The 18,036-nt window shown below is 68.3% G+C and carries 19 protein-coding genes and 2 pseudogenes; 15 read left to right on the top strand and 6 right to left on the bottom strand.

Going from position 1 to position 18,036, the window contains the following annotated elements:
* Positions 1–94 precede the first annotated feature (94 nt).
* Positions 95–379: a hypothetical protein gene (locus OG522_RS37695; protein ID WP_329467952.1), complete on the bottom strand. Its 285-nt coding sequence runs from the start codon at positions 377–379 to the stop codon at positions 95–97.
* A 420-nt stretch (positions 380–799) separates the two neighbouring features.
* Here OG522_RS37695 and OG522_RS37690 point away from each other — a divergent pair, with 420 nt between their 5' ends.
* Positions 800–2,014: an MFS transporter gene (locus OG522_RS37690; protein ID WP_329467951.1), complete on the top strand. Its 1,215-nt coding sequence runs from the start codon at positions 800–802 to the stop codon at positions 2,012–2,014.
* 148 nt (positions 2,015–2,162) lie between these two features.
* A pseudogene (locus tag OG522_RS37685) lies at positions 2,163–2,729 on the top strand (asparagine synthetase B family protein); the annotation flags it as partial.
* Between the two features lie 186 nt (positions 2,730–2,915).
* Here the strand turns inward: OG522_RS37685 and OG522_RS37680 are convergent.
* Positions 2,916–3,422 (bottom strand): hypothetical protein, encoded by a 507-nt coding sequence (locus OG522_RS37680; RefSeq protein ID WP_329467950.1) that lies wholly within the window; start codon positions 3,420–3,422, stop codon positions 2,916–2,918.
* Between the two features lie 488 nt (positions 3,423–3,910).
* Between OG522_RS37680 and OG522_RS37675 the strand changes: the two genes are divergently transcribed.
* From OG522_RS37675 to OG522_RS37625, 11 genes and pseudogenes are all read left to right on the top strand, one after another.
* Complete coding sequence (locus OG522_RS37675; RefSeq protein WP_329467949.1) at positions 3,911–4,279, top strand: hypothetical protein; 369 nt, start codon at positions 3,911–3,913, stop codon at positions 4,277–4,279.
* Positions 4,280–4,622: 343 nt separating this feature from the next.
* A pseudogene (locus OG522_RS37670) lies at positions 4,623–4,847 on the top strand (DUF4158 domain-containing protein); the annotation flags it as partial.
* Between the two features lie 177 nt (positions 4,848–5,024).
* Positions 5,025–5,234, top strand: a complete 210-nt coding sequence (locus OG522_RS37665) for a hypothetical protein (protein ID WP_443074883.1) — start codon at positions 5,025–5,027, stop codon at positions 5,232–5,234.
* Positions 5,235–5,897: 663 nt separating this feature from the next.
* Entirely contained in the window at positions 5,898–6,542 is a 645-nt protein-coding gene (locus tag OG522_RS37660) for a helix-turn-helix transcriptional regulator (RefSeq protein WP_329467948.1), read from the top strand.
* A gap of 2 nt (positions 6,543–6,544) precedes the next feature.
* Entirely contained in the window at positions 6,545–7,678 is a 1,134-nt protein-coding gene (locus tag OG522_RS37655) for a pyridoxal phosphate-dependent aminotransferase (RefSeq protein WP_329467947.1), read from the top strand.
* Positions 7,675–8,625 (top strand): ornithine cyclodeaminase family protein, encoded by a 951-nt coding sequence (locus tag OG522_RS37650; protein WP_329467946.1) that lies wholly within the window; start codon positions 7,675–7,677, stop codon positions 8,623–8,625. The genes OG522_RS37655 and OG522_RS37650 overlap by 4 nt, the downstream gene beginning before the upstream one ends.
* A gap of 66 nt (positions 8,626–8,691) precedes the next feature.
* Positions 8,692–9,171: an ATP-binding protein gene (locus tag OG522_RS37645; RefSeq protein WP_329467945.1), complete on the top strand. Its 480-nt coding sequence runs from the start codon at positions 8,692–8,694 to the stop codon at positions 9,169–9,171.
* Positions 9,172–9,291: 120 nt separating this feature from the next.
* A complete protein-coding gene (locus OG522_RS37640) occupies positions 9,292–10,332 on the top strand; it encodes a phage tail sheath family protein (RefSeq protein WP_329467944.1) in 1,041 nt (346 codons plus the stop codon).
* A 503-nt stretch (positions 10,333–10,835) separates the two neighbouring features.
* Positions 10,836–11,120: a hypothetical protein gene (locus OG522_RS37635; RefSeq protein WP_329467943.1), complete on the top strand. Its 285-nt coding sequence runs from the start codon at positions 10,836–10,838 to the stop codon at positions 11,118–11,120.
* Positions 11,121–11,376: 256 nt separating this feature from the next.
* Positions 11,377–12,072, top strand: a complete 696-nt coding sequence (locus tag OG522_RS37630) for a PucR family transcriptional regulator (protein ID WP_329467942.1) — start codon at positions 11,377–11,379, stop codon at positions 12,070–12,072.
* Positions 12,073–12,232: 160 nt separating this feature from the next.
* Positions 12,233–12,757 carry a CGNR zinc finger domain-containing protein gene (locus OG522_RS37625; RefSeq protein ID WP_329467941.1) on the top strand — a complete coding sequence of 175 codons (525 nt, stop codon included), beginning with the start codon at positions 12,233–12,235 and terminating at the stop codon, positions 12,755–12,757.
* A 21-nt stretch (positions 12,758–12,778) separates the two neighbouring features.
* Here OG522_RS37625 and OG522_RS37620 read toward each other — a convergent pair whose 3' ends face one another.
* From OG522_RS37620 to OG522_RS37605, 4 genes are all read right to left on the bottom strand, one after another.
* Entirely contained in the window at positions 12,779–13,696 is a 918-nt protein-coding gene (locus OG522_RS37620; protein WP_329467940.1) for an AEC family transporter, read from the bottom strand.
* Positions 13,693–14,847, bottom strand: coding sequence for a pyridoxal phosphate-dependent aminotransferase (locus OG522_RS37615; protein WP_329467939.1), 1,155 nt, complete (start codon positions 14,845–14,847; stop codon positions 13,693–13,695). Before OG522_RS37615 ends, OG522_RS37620 begins: the two co-directional genes overlap by 4 nt.
* Before the next feature lie 1,136 nt (positions 14,848–15,983).
* Positions 15,984–16,958, bottom strand: a complete 975-nt coding sequence (locus OG522_RS37610; protein WP_329467938.1) for an MBL fold metallo-hydrolase — start codon at positions 16,956–16,958, stop codon at positions 15,984–15,986.
* A gap of 67 nt (positions 16,959–17,025) precedes the next feature.
* Positions 17,026–17,175 (bottom strand): hypothetical protein, encoded by a 150-nt coding sequence (locus tag OG522_RS37605; RefSeq protein WP_329467937.1) that lies wholly within the window; start codon positions 17,173–17,175, stop codon positions 17,026–17,028.
* A gap of 114 nt (positions 17,176–17,289) precedes the next feature.
* On the opposite strand from OG522_RS37605, the gene OG522_RS41445 reads away from it, so the two are divergent.
* Together OG522_RS41445 and OG522_RS41440 are read left to right on the top strand one after the other, a co-directional pair.
* The gene (locus tag OG522_RS41445; protein WP_443074877.1) at positions 17,290–17,583 is read left to right on the top strand and encodes a helix-turn-helix domain-containing protein; all 294 of its coding nucleotides are present in this window, start codon (positions 17,290–17,292) and stop codon (positions 17,581–17,583) included.
* On the top strand, positions 17,571–17,948 hold the full coding sequence (locus OG522_RS41440) for an MmyB family transcriptional regulator (RefSeq protein WP_443074876.1): 378 nt from the start codon (positions 17,571–17,573) through the stop codon (positions 17,946–17,948). Before OG522_RS41445 ends, OG522_RS41440 begins: the two co-directional genes overlap by 13 nt.
* Positions 17,949–18,036 lie beyond the last annotated feature (88 nt).

Here is an 18,036-nt window from a genome sequence, read left to right as displayed (position 1 = left end):
CGACTTGAGAGGTCACCCACTCCAACCGGAGCTTCGTTGCATACGAGACGGGACGAACGGCACACGTCACACCACCGTGACCTGCAACTTCCCGCTACCACCGGGACTTTGCAACAGCCCTGGGGGGCACCTGGGCGATCTGGGGCGAGAACCTGTCGAAGCAGGTGTCCACGTGGTGGACGAGACCGAGCGTCTTGGCGAGCGCGCGCAGCGCAGGCCAGCCGTCGCGCGGGACCCACAGGTCCATCGCCGGTTTCAGCCCGTTCGCCACGGCGATCAGGGTGGGGAGTTGGGCGCCGCCGCGCGTGGCTTCGGCCAGATTCCAGTATCGGCTGGCGCGCAGTTCGCGTTCTACCGCTTCCGTGGCCGGCAGGTTCACCGGACGTGCCGAGGCGGTGCCGGGCTCTGTTCCGTCTGGCAGACGCAAGCCCCACGCAAGGGCCTTTGTTGTTGTGCGTACGTCCTGGTCGACGGAGAGCGGAGACCACCGAGTCATGAGGGCTTCGGTGTGCGTGAGGATGTAGAGCGCTTCGTCCCGCTTCGTCGACTCGGCGAAGTAGCCCGGGAATCGACGTGGGCAGCACCCGGCCCGGCGCCGCCTGGGCGCTCCTTCTCGTCTGGCCCGCACCGCCCTGACCTGCGCAGACGCTCAACCACCCAGCTCCGGGGGGCGTATCGCGAAAACGCGACATCACCCTGGGTGGCTGTTGTTGGTGTCGGGAACGTGCCAGAAGCTGTCTGCCGTCCCTGCTGGACTAGTGATCACACCCCATGTGATGCCCAACACAGGACGGGATTCATGTCCACAGCAACCACCACCGCCGTCGAAGCCTCAGCGGCTCCCCGCTCACCCCTGGTCTCCTGGCTGGCCGTGATCTCGGTGATGATGGGGATCTTCTCGATCGTCACCACCGAAATCCTCCCCATCGGTCTACTGACCTCGATCGGGTCAAGCTTCACCATCTCGGACGGAATGGCCGGGCTGATGATGACCATGCCCGGCTTCCTCGCCGCGATCTCCGCGCCCGTGGTGACCGTGGCCACCGCCCGCATCGACCGCCGGGTGATGCTTGGCGCGTTCATCCTGCTCCTCGCGCTGGCCAACTTCCTGGCGGCGACAGCGTCGAGCTACTGGATGATCCTGATCTCGCGGGTGATGGTGGGCATCACCATCGGCGGCTTCTGGTCCATCGGTGCGGGCCTGGCCGGTCGGCTCGTGCCCGCTGAACAGGTGGGCCGGGCCACCTCGGTGATCTTCTCGGCGGTGCCCCTCGGCTCTGTGCTCGGTGTCCCGCTCGGTACGTTCATCGGAGACATCGCGGGCTGGCGGACCACATTCCTCGCCATGGGCGTCTTCACCCTGGCGGTGTTCGTCATGCTGCTCCTGGTGGTCCCTGCCCTCCCTGCCGTCCAGGCGACCCGCCTGAACGTGCTCGGCGGCATGTTCCGCAGCATCAACACCCGGTTCGCCCTGGTGCTGACGTTCCTCATCGTCCTCGCTCACTTCGGCACCTACGCCTACGTCACCCCCTTTCTCGAGCAGGTGACCGGGGTGAGCCCCGGGCTCATTACGGTCTACCTGCTCGCCTACGGAGTCGCGGGGATCGCGGGCAACTTCCTCGGTGGCTCGGCCGTGACCCGCTACCCACGAGCCACCTTCGCGGCAGCCGCAGCGATGATCGCCTGTGTCACCCTGCTGCTGCCGGTGCTCGGCAAGTGGGACTTGGGCGCGGTGGCCCTGCTGGTCGTCTGGGGCATCGCCTACGGCGCTGTGCCCGTCTGCTCGCAGACCTGGTTCGCCAAGGCCAACACCGCCTCCCCTGAAGCCTCCTCCGTCGTGTTCACCGCGTCGTTCCAGGCCACCTTCTCTATCGGAGCGCTGACGGGCGGCCTCGTCATCGACCACACCTCCCCCTCCACGGTCATGACGCTCGGCGGCTGCGCCGCCGCCCTCATGGTCCTCGTGGCCTGGTTCCACCACGCCAGGAGGATCTCGTGGCTTGAGCCTGAGTAGGGCCCGAGCCTCTCTCTCCCGCGTGGCGCGCCGCGGCCCGCCCCTTTCGGCCGCGGCGGCCGACCCCTGCGAACGGTGCATACACACATCCGTCTTCGGAGCGCCCGGGAAGCCGGTCCTCATCGTCGACCTAAGGAGAACGTCACACATGTGCGGCATTGCGGGTTGGATAGATTTCGGTCGCGACCTCACCCGGGAACGCGCCACCGTGGACGCCATGACCCATACCATGGCCTGCCGCGGCCCGGACGACGAAGGCGTGTGGATGGCTCCGCACGCCGCGATCGGCCACCGCCGCCTGTCGGTCATCGACCTCGAAGGCGGCCGTCAGCCGATGACCGCCGAGGAGGACGGCCGACTCCTGGCCGTCCTCACCTTCAGCGGCGAGGTCTACAACTACCGGGAGCTGCGCTCGGACCTGATCTCGCGCGGGCATCGCTTCCGCACCCAGAGCGACACCGAGGTCGTGCTGCGGGGCTATCTGGAGTGGGGCGAAGGTGTCGGCGACAAGCTCAACGGCATGTTCGCGTTCGGCATCTGGGACGTACGCCGCCAGGAGCTCCTGGTGCGCGACCGGATGGGTGTCAAGCCGCTTTACTACTACCAGACGGCCGACGGCGTCCTGTTCGGCTCCGAGCCCAAGGTCATCCTGGCCAATCCGGAGATCCCCCGCCGGGTCAACGCCAACGGCCTGCGCGAACTGCTCGACAGCGTTGTCGGATCTCATCGACATTCTGGGGGATCTGATCGGTAAGGGCTGCTCAGCCCCGTCGACAAACGTTGCTCGCTCTCACTTACAGAACCACCCGGGCGACGACGCCCGGTACGGGTTCGCTGCCGAGTCGCCCGTCACCGACTGGGAGGGGCACGTCGAGGACGTGCTGTCCGAGCGCCTGGCGCACTATGCGTCGTGTCTCTCGCCGGGTTGCGCCCACCGTTTGACCACCTTGGCCGGAAACTCTGCGGCCGGCCACACCTGGATACGGATCCTCTCGGTGGTTTCGGGACTCTCGTCCGAGTCGACGTCGGCCTGCGCTGCTCGCGCCAGGTTGCTCCGGGACACTCGGACGCGATTCCAGCCCGGTGGGACCTCGAAGATGGCCGCGTCTGGGGCGTAATCCGTGCAGCCGAGAACCGTCAGGCGACCGAGCGTCACGCAGAGGCTGCCCTCAACGACGTGATCGAATTCTGAACTGTCATCACTCGGTTCCTGCGTCAAGACGGCGACAGTGACGGACACGTTGACGTTGACAGTCGTACCGATGCCCAGTGCGTCTCGCGCAACCGCAAGATGATCGGCAACGGACTGGTCCGTCCACGCATCGCTCAGATCACCGTCTGAGTCCGCATCGGAAATATGTATCTGGAAGTAGTCGGCGAAGAGGGTCAGCTCTGTCGTTGTCGTCATGGCGGCACAGTGCCATGTAGCACTGACAGCCGGGGATGCAGTACGGGGCTGGAGCGGGCGACACGAGCATGCCACGCGCGAACTCCGCAATGCCGTCCACGAACTCGCCTTCAACTCAAGCCGCGCCCGGAAAGCTGTCCGCGCGCAAGGGCTCACCGCCGAGTGCCTGTCGGGTCAGCGCGGCGTTTGTGACCATGTCACTGGAGAACAACCGTCACGCCGAAGGATTGCGCGACATCCCGTTAGTTCCCCTGAGCCCTGCTTAACCCTTGTCCCCGTGGCCAGGGTGTTCGGCCTCCTTGGAGTGTTCTTCGATCCGGTGACGGAGCTTCAGGATTCTCGAAGAGTTCTCACTTTGTCCGATCGATCTGCGATCGGGTTGAAGGCGAGGCGTCAGCCGCAACCGGAGACTGTGGGGCTGCTGCGGCAGCCTTGTTGAGTACCGTGGTGGCTGCTTGAACCGATATACATATCGAGAGGCCGACGCCATGCCCACCGCCAGGTTCTTCTTCGATGCGGGATCAGGCGCAGTCCTGTGGGCGGCCCCGGAGGACCGGGAGGTGTGGGGGTACCCGGTTGATCTGGACCGACTGCCGATCAGTCACGACCTCCGCGACGGCCTGAGCAGGCTGGTAGCTCGTTACGATACGTCGCTGAACTGGGATTACCCACCAGACCCGGGACCGTGGCGTGCAGCGGAGTGCCACGACTTCAACGAGGCGGTACGCCAAGCGCTCAATCGCCTTCGCACCGAACTCGGCCCGGCCTGGCAGATTCACGACGAGTTCTACGCACTCCACGAAGACCCGGACCTCAACCGCTACCTGGCCGACCCAGCCGCATTTGTTCGCACCTAACCTCGCCGGACGCACTCATCACGACTGCGTCGCCGGCGGCGTACGCCAACGACTGGACCCCGGTCGTCGCCGACTTCAGCCCGCTCGGTGTCGACTTGGTGCTGGCCGCCGAGACCGGCCCAGCGAGTTGACCACGAACCCACGGGTTCATCCCGCAGAATCAGGTCAATCCGCCTCGGGTTCGTGCCGAAGAACCTTCAGTTTCCGCGAACTCGCGGGCTTCTCGGCCCCGGAGTCCTACCTCTGACCCCAGCCGCAAGGTAGCCGCGCTGCTTGTCCCTCGGTTCGTCAGGTTGCCCGTTGCCCCGGGGCGGCCGGTTCGTTGAGCCGGTCGGGTGACTCCGTGGGGCTGAGGCGAGAGGGCGGGGGCGTGCGGCAGGAGTGGGCGCCGGAAGACGTGGTGGCGTGCTGGACGCTGGTGGACGGCGACTGGGACTTGGTGGCGAACAAGACCGGCCCGACGCGGCTGGGCTTCTGCCTGGTGCTGAAGTACTTCGAGCTGGAAGGCCGGTTCCCGGAGTCCGTCGAGGAGATTCCGCAGGAGGCGGTGGAGTACGTCGCCGAGCTGGTGAAGGTGCCGGCCGCGGACTTCGTGAAGTACTCGCTCACCGGCCGGACGGCCCGGCGAGCATCTCCAGGTCCAGGCCGTGGGCCCGGGCCATCTTCAGGATCTTGTCGTCCACGACGGTGGGGCGTCCGCCGACCTTGCCGCGAGCGTGGCGATCGAGGTGATGGAGGGCACCCGATGATCCCCGGCCCCCACCGGCTCATCCCCACCGGCAAACGCAAGGGCCAGAACCCCTCGGTGGCAAGCATCTATCGGGCGCTGGCCGAGCACGCCAAGCGCGAGGCGTACCCCGAAGCCGTCGAACAGGCCCACGTCGACTTCGCAGCCCTCCAGGTCGGCGAAGTCCCCGGACCTCGCCCCGCTACCCCTGACCGAGCGTCACTCTGATTACAAAGAGCTACTTGTCACTTCGCCGTAGCTTCGGGAGGACGGGGCCGCCTCACGCTGTTCCATCAACCCCAGCACCGACGGCATCGCACCCTCCTCGATCAACAACAAGCCGTCCGCTGCCTGCCCCTACCCCGCCCCGGTCATGCCCCGCACACGAAGAAGCCCCTGCTCATCGAACAGGGACTCCCTTTGCCACAACGCACTCGAGGTTCGAGCTGCCCTGTTCCCGGCCGTGCCGGGGAGGACACGGTGCTGCTGGCGGAGGTGGGCCGGACCCGTGGGCGACGGCGAGCCGCACCCGGAGTTCGACCGGCGCGTAGCGGTGACCTGGCTCTCGCCCACGACGAGATCGGCGTCCTCGCCTCCCTGCCCGTGGCCACGGTGGCCCTGGGCCTCCGGCCGCCGTACATCCACCGTCCGGGTGGACGGCCCGGTGCTGGTCCCGGGACGACGCGCAGGAGCCGGACCGTCTGTCCGGCTGGGTCCAGGACGGAGATGCCGATGCGTTGGCCGAACCGGGGGGACGGGCCGGTCGTGAAACGGCCGGCCGCGCCCGGGTTCGGGCCACCGGCCGTGCTCGGGGTCGTCGCCCTGGCCACCCGCGTTGGCCGCAGAAGAGAACTCTGGACTTTCTGTCCAGTTTGGACTTACAGTCCAGTCATGGGGAATGTTGAAGACCCGCAAGATGCTCGTGTGCGGCTGTGGGCGCCGGTGGCCCAGGCTGTTGCGCTGCTGCTCGGCCCGTACGCGGAGGTCGTCCTGCATGACCCGGACACCGACCGGGTCCTCGGGATCTGGAATCCGATGACCTCCCGCGGCGTGGGAGACCCCTCGTTGCTGGGGGAGCTGGAGGATCTCGAACCGTCGGCGCAGGATGTGTTTGGGCCGTACGAGAAGCTGCTCGTCGACGGCCGCCGACTGACATCGGTCAGTGCGGTCCTGCGGGATCCGCAGGGCCGGCCGTCGGCGGTGCTGTGCATCAATCTCGACCGCACTCCGCTGGAACAGGCCGCCGCGGTGCTGTCCGCCTTCGGCGCCCCCACGGTGCAGCGCCCGGAGCCGTTGTTCGAGCAGGACTGGTCCGAGCGCATACAGCACATCATCGGAAGCTACGTCCGCGAGACCGGGCGCCCCGTCGAACGCATGACCCGCCAAGACCGCCTGGCCGTTCTCGGCCGGCTGGAGGAGGCCCGGGTGTTCGCGGTCCGCCGCGCCGCTCCAGTCGTCGCCGGCGCCCTGCAGGTGTCCCGTTCCACCGTCTACGGCCTGCTCGCCGAACTCAGATCACCAAACGCGAAGGACTGACCATGACTCGGCTGCCCGACTTCCGTCTGGAAACGTACTTCTCCCGCTGGGAGTTCACCGCCCGCCACCACCTGACCGCCTCCGATGTCCAGACCATGACGCTGGGCGAGCTCCTCTCCTTGGCCGACGACAAGGACCGGGAGGCCTTCGAGAACCTGCCCCTGGGATACACCGAGACCTTCGGCGACCCGGCCCTGCGCGAGGTGATCGCCCAGACGTACGAGAACGCCGGCGCGGACGACGTGATCTGCTTCGCGGGAGCCGAGGAAGCCCTCTACCTGGCGATGAACGTCCTGCTCGACGCCGGGGACCACGCCGTGGTGGTGACCCCGAACTACCAGGCCGCCGAGACCGTGCCGATGGCGCTGTGCGAGGTCACCGGCGTGGCCCTCGACCCAGACCGCAACTGGGCCCTGGACCTCGACGAAGTGGCGGCGGCGCTCCGGCCGAACACCCGTGTCGTGTCGGTGAACTTCCCCAACAACCCCACCGGCAAAGTCATCGACGCCGACGACTTCACCGAACTCGCCCGCCTGTGCGACGAGCGCGGCATCCACCTCTTCAGCGACGAGGTCTACCGCGGCCTGGAACACGACGCCGCCCGCATCCTGCCGCAAGCCGCCGACCTGTCCGAGCGCGCCCTGTCCCTGAACGTGACGTCCAAATCCCTGGGACTGCCCGGGCTGCGCATCGGCTGGATCACCTGCCGCGACCGCGAGCTGCTCTCGCGCCTGGAGCGCGCCAAGCACTACACCACCATCTGCAACTCCGCCCCCAGCGAAGTCCTGGCCCGCATCGCTCTCAAGGCCCGCGAGCCGATCCTCCGCCGCAACCGTGCGCTCATCGCAGCCAACCTGCCGGCGTTCGAGTCGTTCTTCTCCGAGTTCGCGGACGACTTCGACTGGCAGGCCCCGGACGGCGGATGCGTCGCCTACCCCCGCTACCTCGGCCCCGACGGGGTGGAGGAATTCTGCACCCGCCTGGTGGAGGAAGCCGGCGTCCTGCTCCTGCCCGCCAGCATCTACCACTCCGAACTCACCCCCACCCCACTCGACCGGTTCCGCATCGGCATCGGCCGCCACCGCCCCGAAGAAGGCCTGGCAGCCTTCGCACAGTGGATGCGGACACGCCGATGACGACGTCCCTGCCCGTCTTCGACATGGGCCCTATCGAGACGGCCGCCACCTCCCAGATGGTTCTGGAGACCGTCCGTGACGCTCTCATCGCCCACGCCGAAGGCCGCACCAGCGTCCCGCCACCCCTTCACATGGACTTCCCCCAGGCCAACGGGGACTGCCATGTGAAAGCCGGCTGGATCACCGACACCGCCGACTTCACCGTCAAGATAGCGACCGGCTTCTACGGCCGCCCCGGCTCCGGCATGCCGTCCCACCACCACGGCCTGGTCTGCGTCATCAGCGCCCGTACCGGGCAGATACGGGCCATCCTCAATGACCGCGGCATGCTCACCGCCTGGCGCACCGCCGCCGCGGGCGCACTGGTCACCCATGCCATGGCCCGGCGCACGGCCCTCACCCTGGGCCTCTTCGGCACCGGAGAACAGGCCCTCCTCCAGGCCGTCTGGCTGGCCAAACTCCGCCCCATCAGCCAGATACTCGTCCACGGCCGCAACCTGCACAACGCCGCAGCCCTGTCCGAGGAACTCCACAAGAACGGCCTCCCAGCCCGGCCCGCCTCCGCACTGCAGACCGCCGGCGCCGACATGATCATCACCACCACACCGGCGACAGAACCCGTCCTGAACGCCGCAGACGTCCCCGAGGGCACCCACGTGACCGGCATCGGCACGGACATGCCCCACAAGAACGAACTGCCACCGGCGCTCTTCCACCGCGCCCACCTCATCGCAACCGACGACCACGCCCAGTGCCTCGACCACGGAGACTTCGGCCACGCCGTCCGCGCCGGGGCCGCCGCCCCCGACAGCGACATCCCGGTCGGCCGGCTTTTCAAAACGCCCCCCGACCGCCCCGAAACGGCGATCACGGTCGCCGACCTCACCGGTGTGGGAGCCCTCGACGCGGCACTCGCCTCGGCCATCCTCCACCACCTCCTGCGGTAACCACCGCAGCCCGGACAGGCGAAGCATCGCCGACACCGCTCACACCCCCACCGCCAGGACCCTGCCATGGACGCCAGCACCGACATCGAAACGGCTCCCTCCCCAGCCGCCCCGACGTTCGTCCCACCGCAGTCCGCCACCCACGCCCGGGCCGACTCGCGCCCTTGCGTCTGGAAGCTCCCGCACCATCCCGCGTCCGCCGGCACAGCACGCCGCATCACCACCACCGTCCTCGATGGCTGGGACGTAGACGGCGAGACCATCGACCAAGCACTGCTCGTCGTCTCCGAACTCGTCACCAACGCCATCGAACACGCCCTGCCCCCCGTCGCCCTCCACCTCCAGCGCCCCGGAAACGACGGCGCCCTGCGCATCGAGGTCGGCGACGGCGGCCCCGCCGACAACGAGGGCACCTGGACCACCAGCTGCGCGCCGGAAGAGCACGGTCGCGGCGTGAGCATCATCGCCCTGCTGGCAAGCGCGCACGGCACCCGCATCCTGGCCCATGCCGTCACCTACTGGGCAGTCCTCCCGGCCGCCGCCTGAACACGCGTCGATCCCTGCGAGGCCGGCGGCCTCCGCCTGAGCCCGGCTGCGGAAGGGGTGATCGCGGCGTGGCGCGGCCAGGTCCGGCCGAAGCCACTGTTCTTCCTGCGAGGAGCCCGTATGAATGACCGTGCACCCGGTGTCTTCGGCAACGAGTCGTCGTCGTGCGGAGTTCGGCCGCTGTCCGGTTCCTCGACGTCGATCGCTGCGCTTGTCGGCCACTTGGAAGCGGGCGAGCCCCGAAGGATCACGACGTGGAGGGAGTTCAATGAGAACACCTCGATGGCGGATGAGGGCGGGCGGGCTGCCGATTCGGGTGGGGTGCGATCGCCGTACCTGGCCGATGCCGTGTCCGGCTGGTTCGCCAACGGAGGCGGCGCCTGCTGGATCGTGGGCGCGGGACAGGACGGCTCGGTCGCGGGTTACGAGGCGGCCTTGGCTTCCCTGGACCCTGAGGTGAACATCGTGGTCACCCCGGACCTGTGGGAGGGCGGGGATGACGGTGCGGCGATCGCGAGGGTTCTCGCCCGGAACTGCGCGGCGGCTCCCAACCGGATGGCCCTCCTGCACACCGCCAAGGACGCGGACGCCGCCGCGGTGCCGAAGCTGCTCGGTCTGAACGAGGAGGCGGCGCAGTACACCACGGTCTACTACCCCTGGCTGTCGGTGAGCGGAGTCAGCCAAGGGGAGTCCCGGCTGATACCGCCTTGCGGGCACGTCGCGGGTACCTGGGCACGGACCGACGCCGAGCGCGGTGATGACAAGGCGCTGGCCCATGTTGCTCTCCGCAGGGGTACGCGACTGCAGCGCAGACTCACCGCTGCCGAGCAGGGCGAGCTGAACCACATGGGCGTGAACTGCCTGCGTGCCTTCCCGGGCCAGGGAACGCTGATCTGGGGCGCACGCACGCTTTCCCAGCACAGTGACTGGCGCTATCTGTACGTCCGGCGCCTCGCCGGCCACCTCACGGCGTCGATCAGTAGTGAAACCCGCTGGGCCGCCTTCGAGCGGAACGACGAGAGGCTGCGAGCCGCCGTCCGCGCGAACGTCACCTCCTTTCTCACGAGCAAGTGGCGCACCGGCGCACTCCTCGGAAAGAACCCGGAGGACTCCTTCCACGTGATCTGCGACGAGAGCAACAACCCGCCTCAGACGGCATAAAAGAGCCTCGCCATCCACGTCGGCTTCGCTGCCCTGCGGTCCGCAGAGCTCATCAGCATCGACATCGTCCACCAGCACCCCGCCGAATAGCCCCGGCGGTCGCCGCCAGCACCACGTGCCCCGGCGCCCGGACCTGCCCGCGCCACTGGATCGTCACGCGCGGCTGAGCCCGGACCAAGCCCGCGGTACGGCCGGGCTTGCCCGCGCACGCACTGCAGCGACCGAGTCGTAAAGCTCGGCTTCCTCACCGCGCCCCGACAGCGCAGGTGGACAGGGGAGAGGAGAACGGGTGTGGTCCCCCTCCCGCTCTGCTCGGCCGAGAACGTGGCCCTGTGCGGCCCGGCACGGACCGGAGGCAGACGTACCGAACCGGCACAGGCCCGCGCTGCGAACTTTCCCCCGGAGGCACCGAGCCCCGCGGCCCCAAGAACCGGGCCACTCAACAAATCGGGGGCCCATCGCCTTCGCACCCAAGGGCCCCACCCTGAATCGACGAGGAAACGATGTGCGAACACCTGAACCGCATCTGGTCCCACACCCCAGCCGAGTGGATCCGCCTCGGGCAAACGGAACTCCGCGTGCTGGCCGACGAGATAGTCGAGGAACTCCTGCAGAACACCCCGGGATTCTCCGCGCTCGTCAACGACAACGAGACCATCGACGACGAATCGCTCAGACAATCGGTGGGAAATGCCCTGATCACTGCCCTCGGCTGCCAGCAACCGGAAGACCAGGACCCCAGCAGCGGGGATCACGGCCCCGACCACGAGAGCGACGACCCCACATGACGGCAGCCACGAGCCAAGCCGGCCAGACATCCGGGAACCCGCCCGCCACACCAGCCCCATACCCGCTCGCCACACCGGCCCTGGCCCCGCACACCACGGCGGACACGAGGCCACAGGCCAAGCCAGTGCCAGCGACCGGCAGCAACCCGCCGCACCGCCCGACCGGCCACGTCAGGAACTGTTCACGGCACTCACCGACGCCAGAGCCGCCCCGCAGCGCCCCCTCACCGACCTGGCCGAGACAGCCAGCTGGCCCTTGCCGCCCGCCGTACGGGGCGTCGTACTGGCGACCCCCGGCGAGACACGACAGCTGGCGGCCGTGCTGGACGACTCCCTCGCTGGCATGTTCGCCGGCCGGCCCTGCCTGCTCGTCCCGAGCCCCGGCCCGGGCCCGGGCGCCCGCGCGCGGCTGGAACTTCCTCTGCGCGGACGCCTCGCAGCCGTGGGCCACCAAGTCCCCCTGAAAGACATCGCGTCCTCCCTGCGCTGGGCCCTGCGCCTGCTCGCCCTCCGCCACGGGCTGGAGCCCCGGCCCGTCTTCGTCGACGACCACCTCTCCACTGTGATCCTCCTCCAGGACGAACCGCTGGCCCAGGCGCTGGCCGCCCAATGGCTGCGGCCCCTGGCAGGCCTGACCCCACGCCAGAGCGAGCGGCTGGAGGCGACCCTGCTCGCCTGGCTCGAACGCGGTGGCGCCCCAGAGGCCGCAAAGGCCCTGAACGTGCATCCCCAGACCGTCCGGTACCGCATGCGGCAACTGGAGAAACTCTTCGGACCGCAGCTACGTGACCCCCGTACCCGGTTCGAACTGAAGATGACCTTGCACAGCCGCCGCCTGATGGCGCAGATTCGGATTCCGCACGCGCGGCGGGGCCGTAGAACGGACCGCGTCACCACAGCGAACTTCACACCGCTGGCCGTGGAAAGAAGCGCCCGCGTCAACGGCCTGTGACCGCAGCAGTCCGGCCCGGTGGGCTCCGCCCCTCGGGCGGGGCCCCCATCCGCCGCCGGACGCTGACCGCCGGTCACGGCGACCCGTTCGTCGCGGTCTGTCAATCGAACCGTACAGACCCTTCTGTCCGGCGGGTCTCGGCCTGTGTTGCAATGGTTGAGTGAAGTTTGAACATGACAACATGGTCGGGGTTCACCTGGCCGTGTCGCTGGTAAATCTCGAGTCGAGTGGCGCCTGGGGGGCTGAGGCACTGGAACGGGCACTGCAGGAGCATGCGATCCGGCGTTCGCATGTCACTGGCTCGGCCGGTGAGAAGATCAGGGTGTGGTCGCGGCGTTTGAGGCCCGTTTTCGAGGCTGCCTCGCAGGACGAACGGTGCGAGATGATCAACGCTCTGCTCGCGGACGGCGCTGGAAGCGTGTACCTGACCACGCACGATGAGTTGCGGCCACATCTGCACTTCGCACCGGACGGCCAGGACGTCCAAAGCCGTGTGAAAGCCGTGACCGCGGGAGCTCTGGCCATCTTCACCATGGAGGCCGAGGGGGAACGGCTGGGCGTCTGCTCGCTGGACTCCTGTCGGACCGCCTTCGTCGACACCAGCCGCAGCGGTCGCCGCGCCTACTGCTGCGCGCGCTGTGCCAACACCGATGCGGTCCGCCGCCACCGGATGAAGCGGCGCTAGCCTTCCGCCCGGTTGTAAGCGCTATGCCGAGACCAGCGCCAGGACGAGCGGGACGGCGGCGATCCCAAGAAGTGTCTGCGTCGCGGTGATCCCGGCCATCAGCGGTGCGTCGCCGCCGAGTTGCCTCGCCATGATGTACGAGGACGATGCCGTGGGCAGGGCCTGGAAGAGCACGGCGATGATCAGCGCCTGGGATCCCAGGCCTACCATCTGAGCCGCCAGGAAGGTCGCGGCGGGCATGAGGGCGAACTTGACGGACGACGACGTGAGGATCGGCGCCGCCCACGACCGTGCCGCACCGAAGCGCAGCGCGGCGCCGATGCACAGCAGCCCCAGCGGCATCGAGGCGGCTCCGAGTGCCTGGAGCGCGGGCTCGATGCCCGGCGGCAGGGGCAGATCGAGAGCCTGGAGGAGGATACCTCCCGCGCAGGCGAGGATGAGCGGGTTGGTCACGAGCTGTTTGACGATGCCCGCAAGACGCAGGCGTGCGCTCCCGAACCGCGCGAAGACCAACACGCACAAGACGTTGACCGTGGGCACGATCACCGCGTTGCAGACCGCGGCGGTGGCGATGCCCTGGGTGCCGTACAGGCCGGCGGCGATGGTCACGCCGATGTAGTTGTTGAACCTGACGCTGCCCTGGAAGACGGAGGTGAAGCCGTCGTCTTTCAGTCGCATCATGGGCCTGAAGGCGATGATCAGCACGGCGACTGTCACCGTGGAGGCGACCAGAGTGCCTGCCAGGGCCGCTACCGGCAGATCGTCGGTGTCGGCCGTCGCCAGACTGTGCAGGAACAGAGCCGGCAGCAGCACGTGATAGCTGAGGCGCTCGGCTGCGGACCAGAAGCCCTCGGCCGTGATCATCGATCGCTTGAGCGCGTAGCCCAGCGCGATCAGCAGGACGACCGGGATCAGGGCCTTGACGGTCAGTGCGATCACGCCGGGATCCCGTCCAGCGTGGCGACGATGATACGGCAGCCCTCTTCCAGGGAGGCGATGTCGGTGGCGAAGGAGAGCCGCAGGTGGCCCGGCGCGCCGAAGGCGCTGCCCGGGACGGTCGCACATCCCGCTTCCAGGAGGGAGTTCGCTGCCGTGAGGTCGTCGCCATTCGCAAGGCGCGGAAGGAGGTAGAACGCGCCGTCGGGTTCCAGCGTGTCCAGGTGCCGGCTCTGCTGCAGAATCGCCAAAGCCGCGTCGCGCCGTTGGCGGTACGTTTCACACCGTTCCGCCAGAAGTTCCTGCGGTCCCTCCAGGGCGGCGACAGCGGCGATCTGGCTCACGGTCGCCGTCTGCGTGCAGTTCTGTGTCTGTACGGCGGTGATACGACGGACAAGTTCGGCCGGGCCGACCCCCCAGCCGACCCTCCAGCCGGTCATCGCGTACGCCTTGGAGACGCCGTCGACGAGCAGGATCCGATCGTGCAGATCAGGCGCGACCTGCGCGATGCTGATGTACTCGCCCTCGCCGTAGCGGATGTGGGCGTAGATCTCGTCCGAAAGAATCATCGCCGAGGGATGCCGTCGCAGGACCTCGGCGAGACCGGTCAGGCTGTCATGACTGTAGGTGGCGCCCGAGGGGTTTCCGGGAGCGTTTAGCACGACCCACCGTGTGCGTTCGGTCATGGCCGCTTCCAGGGTGTCGGGAGCGAGTCTGAACCCTGATTCGGCCGAGCAGGCAACGATCACGGGCACGGCGCCGCACAGGCGAACCATGTCCGGGTAACTTGCCCAGTAGGGCGCCGGGATGATCACCTCGTCGCCCGGGCTCAGGGTGGCGAAGAGGGCGTTGAAGATGACCTGTTTGGCACCGCATCCCACGGCCACCTCGGCATCCGTGTAACTCAGGGCGCGGTCTCGTTCCAGCGCGTGCCGTGCGGCCTGGCGCAGTTCCGGTATCCCGTTGGCGGGGGCGTAGCCCAACGGGCGGGCGGCGGCCTCCTGGGCGGCAAGAACCGCGTGCGCAGGCGGGGCGAAGTCGGGCTCGCCGAGCGTGAGGTCGATGATGCGACGGCCTGCCGCGCGATACTCGGCCGCGCGGCGGGCCATCTCCAGGATGGGTGAGCCGGAAGGTGCCACCGGGCAGCCAGTCACCGGCCAGCCCTCCCCGAGCCGAAGGGAACATCCGTAGAGCCGGTGGCCGCTCTGACTCGCCGGTTGGGGTGGGAAGAGTCAGTGCCCTGGGCACTGGCTGTCAAAGAGTGCATGCCGACAGGTTGATGTAACGCTGCGAGGCATGACAACCATTACAGGATTCCCGTGCGGCGTAAGTTGCGCCCACTCGTCGTTCGTAAGATCACCCCGCCCCACGACCGCAACAATGGCCCAACTCGATGATCCCGGCGGCTTCACCCTCGACCGGCTCCTGCAGCTCCCCAACCAGGACATGGTCGACGACGTCGTTCATCAGCTCTATCTGGCCTCTGCCGGCCCCCTGGAGGCGCTGCGCGCCCGCACCCGGCCCCAGGAGTGCACCGGCGGGCCCACGTTCCCGGGCGTCAACATCACCGCCGAAGCCGACCTCGTGGTCGACGGCAGCCCGGAGCGCGGCGTCGGCGGCTCGGCGGGGAGAGGACGCAGGGGTTCCTCATCGGGCGCCCCCGGCGGAACACCCCCGCGTCGGCAGGGGGAACCGTTGCATTGCCTCGCATGGCCCGCATCTGCGCGGAACACCGCGCGGACGCCGGGTGTTCCGATCGACCCCAAGCGTGCGGTCTCTATCTCGCTGTCCTACCGGCCGCGCGGGGGTGTTCCGACATTGATGCGCATACACCCGCCTTCCGTCGCGGTGACGCAGGCTCGCAAGGTCGCGTCGCGGACCCGTGGGACCTGGTCGGGAGGTGGGGCAGCCCGCCGCGGCCGAGGACGATCCGTTCTTGGCCGCGGTCTGGCCCACGTAGCCCTCCACGGGGAGACCTGCTCTGCCCGACCAGCAGCGGATCACCACCAAGTCACACGAGACGCTGGTCAGAGCCTGGACGGCGACGGCATCCGGAATCGAGCAGCGCCGGCGCTGCTGCACGACTGCGCACGTCAGCGAGCGTCGGAGTGCCTTCGGTGCGTTGCCGCGCCCCCCCGTGCGTATCCGGCGCGCCGACTCAGGAACTTCCTCGCAACGCGGGAGGGGAGCAACGCAGGCACTCCCGAAGACCGCTCCTGTCCCGGTGACCGGAATGAGGAGCGGCCTTTGTTCCACTGATCGGTAGGGCGAAGATGTGGGTCCACGTGTTTCAGGAGGGCGGCGTCACGGCCAGTGAGCGCTCCCACGCGATGCTTGCCGCGTGGTTCATCAGTTCGAGCAGGTCGGGCTCGGCGGGGTCGTTGTCGAGGTGGCGGTACTCCGTGCTGAGGGTGATCGCGAGCCGCTCGGGGAGGCCCAGGCCGGCGTAGCGGCCTTCCTTGAGCAGGATGCGTGCTGCCTCAATGGCGGTGTGTCCCTGACCGTGCAACAGGGAGGCCTGGTCGGCGAGGTCGTCGAGATAGTCGGCGTGCTTCCGTAGATCCTCGAGAGTCATCAGCGGTCCGTGACCCGGCACGATCTGCTCCGGGTCGAGCTGGAGAATCCGTCGGCAGGCGGCGGAAACGCGTCCCAGGGGACCGGCCCAGTGTGAGGGGTGGTCCCCGGCGAAGACGATGTCCCCGGCGAACACCACGCGCTGCTGGGGCAGATGGACGATCAGGTCGCCGACGGTGTGGGCGGGGCCGACCTCGTGCAGTTCCACGGCCAAGGAGCCGACCTGAAGGTCGCGGAGCCCCGTGAAGGTGTCTGTGGGCGGAAGTACCTGGATGTCGCGGAAGTCGAACTGGCCGAAGTGGCGGCGGAAGTACCAGCCCAGTGGCTTGGCGGGGTCGGTGTCGTGGATCAGCGCTCGGAGTTGCTGGGGGGTCGGCTCCAGGCATTGGTGTTCCAGGGCGGCGTGCGTCGCCAGGACTTCGGCGCCGGGCAGCTGCTGCAGGCCCCAAGTGTGGTCGCCATTTGCATGGGTGACGGCGATTCGGGTCAGGGGTGTGCCGGCGCCGGCGGCCATCCGGGCGGCATCGAGGAAGACATCGGTGAGGGCCGGTGTGTAGGGCGTGTCGACTAGCAGGGCCTCGCCTTGGTCGACGATGAGGCCGCAGTTGGCCAGTCCCCATGCCGAGTCCTGGCTGGGCTGCCACGCGAAGACGCCGGAGGCGATCTGGGTCAGCTGAGATATCGGTGCCATGGAAGTGAATTGTGCGGGCGTGGCCGACCCATTGGAAATCCCGTACCAGGCCAACTGCCGCCGCGGATCAGGCCTGAGCGGCGAACGGAAGGAGGAAGAAGCGGGCGCCGGGGCTGCCGAGCGGCTGAGTGGTACACATGGTGATGATGCCCAGCTGGGAGGGAGCGTGCCCCGAGCAGCAGCGGCTGCGACGGTCCTCGTCCCCCGGCGGGACCATATATCCAGCGTGCCGCATGAGACGGGAGTCACCGTCGGGGGGTGTGGGCGAGGTGGCGGCTGCGGCAGATAGGCCCCGTCACGGGGCCCTCGTTGGTTTCGCTGTCGAGCCCCCATCGCGCCACAGGGCCGCCGCGCCCCAGGCTTGACGCAAAGTCAGATCGAGCGACTGCTCAATCGGCCCGACGGGGTCTACCAGCGGCTGGAGCCCGGCCGTTACCCCAATCCGCCCGCCGACCTGCTGCAGGACGTGGCTCGGCTATTCGGCATGAACAAGCATGAATGGGATGCCCTGTGGCGGTACGCCCGGCACGGAAGCCCCCCCATCCGCTGCATCCGGCCTCAGGTCGGAAGGTGTCCGACGTGTGGATCAACGCGCTGCCGCACTTCAGCGACATGGCGTATATAACCAACGAAAGCTGGGAAGTCCTGGGCGGCAACGACCTCTTCAGCAGACTCTTCCCCGATCAGAGGCAACCGCAGAACACCATGCGGTGGATGCTCCTGCACCCGGACGCCCGAGAAATCCTCACCGACTGGGAGAACGCCTGGGCCCCTGGTCATCCCCGAGATGAGGGCGGCGCTGGCCACTCGCCCCCATGCCCCGTTCCTGCGTGGCATCGAGAAGGAAGTGCTGGCAGATCCCAAGGCCGGCCCCTTGTATACGGCTGTCCCGGACCTGTTCGTGCCCCTCGACGGGCGACGAACGGCCTCTGCTCCACCCCGCCGCAGCCCCTGCTGGGTCACCGTCTGCGCCGCCAAGCCCCTGGGTAGTCCCGGGGCGCGACTGATCATCTTGCGCCTCTCGGCCGAACCGCGGCTGGGCAGCGCCCTGCCGCCGCTGACCGCCCGGACCTGACAC

Source organism: Streptomyces sp. NBC_01431, assembly GCF_036231355.1.
Classification (GTDB): Bacteria; Actinomycetota; Actinomycetes; order Streptomycetales; family Streptomycetaceae; genus Streptomyces.
Note: the sequence above shows the minus strand (reverse complement) of the source record. Positions and strands in the feature narration are given on the sequence as shown.

Excerpts from the sequence above, each read along its gene's own strand:
- OG522_RS37690 (WP_329467951.1), top strand. The coding sequence starts at position 800 with ATGTCCACAGCAACCACCACCGCCGTCGAAGCCTCAGCGGCTCCCCGC.
- OG522_RS37680 (WP_329467950.1), bottom strand. The coding sequence starts at position 3,422 with ATGACGACAACGACAGAGCTGACCCTCTTCGCCGACTACTTCCAGATA.
- OG522_RS37675 (WP_329467949.1), top strand. The coding sequence starts at position 3,911 with ATGCCCACCGCCAGGTTCTTCTTCGATGCGGGATCAGGCGCAGTCCTG.
- OG522_RS37665 (WP_443074883.1), top strand. The coding sequence starts at position 5,025 with ATGATCCCCGGCCCCCACCGGCTCATCCCCACCGGCAAACGCAAGGGC.
- OG522_RS37660 (WP_329467948.1), top strand. The coding sequence starts at position 5,898 with ATGGGGAATGTTGAAGACCCGCAAGATGCTCGTGTGCGGCTGTGGGCG.
- OG522_RS37655 (WP_329467947.1), top strand. The coding sequence starts at position 6,545 with ATGACTCGGCTGCCCGACTTCCGTCTGGAAACGTACTTCTCCCGCTGG.
- OG522_RS37650 (WP_329467946.1), top strand. The coding sequence starts at position 7,675 with ATGACGACGTCCCTGCCCGTCTTCGACATGGGCCCTATCGAGACGGCC.
- OG522_RS37645 (WP_329467945.1), top strand. The coding sequence starts at position 8,692 with ATGGACGCCAGCACCGACATCGAAACGGCTCCCTCCCCAGCCGCCCCG.
- OG522_RS37640 (WP_329467944.1), top strand. The coding sequence starts at position 9,292 with ATGAATGACCGTGCACCCGGTGTCTTCGGCAACGAGTCGTCGTCGTGC.
- OG522_RS37635 (WP_329467943.1), top strand. The coding sequence starts at position 10,836 with ATGTGCGAACACCTGAACCGCATCTGGTCCCACACCCCAGCCGAGTGG.
- OG522_RS37610 (WP_329467938.1), bottom strand. The coding sequence starts at position 16,958 with ATGGCACCGATATCTCAGCTGACCCAGATCGCCTCCGGCGTCTTCGCG.
- OG522_RS37605 (WP_329467937.1), bottom strand. The coding sequence starts at position 17,175 with ATGGTCCCGCCGGGGGACGAGGACCGTCGCAGCCGCTGCTGCTCGGGG.
- OG522_RS41440 (WP_443074876.1), top strand. The coding sequence starts at position 17,571 with ATGGCGTATATAACCAACGAAAGCTGGGAAGTCCTGGGCGGCAACGAC.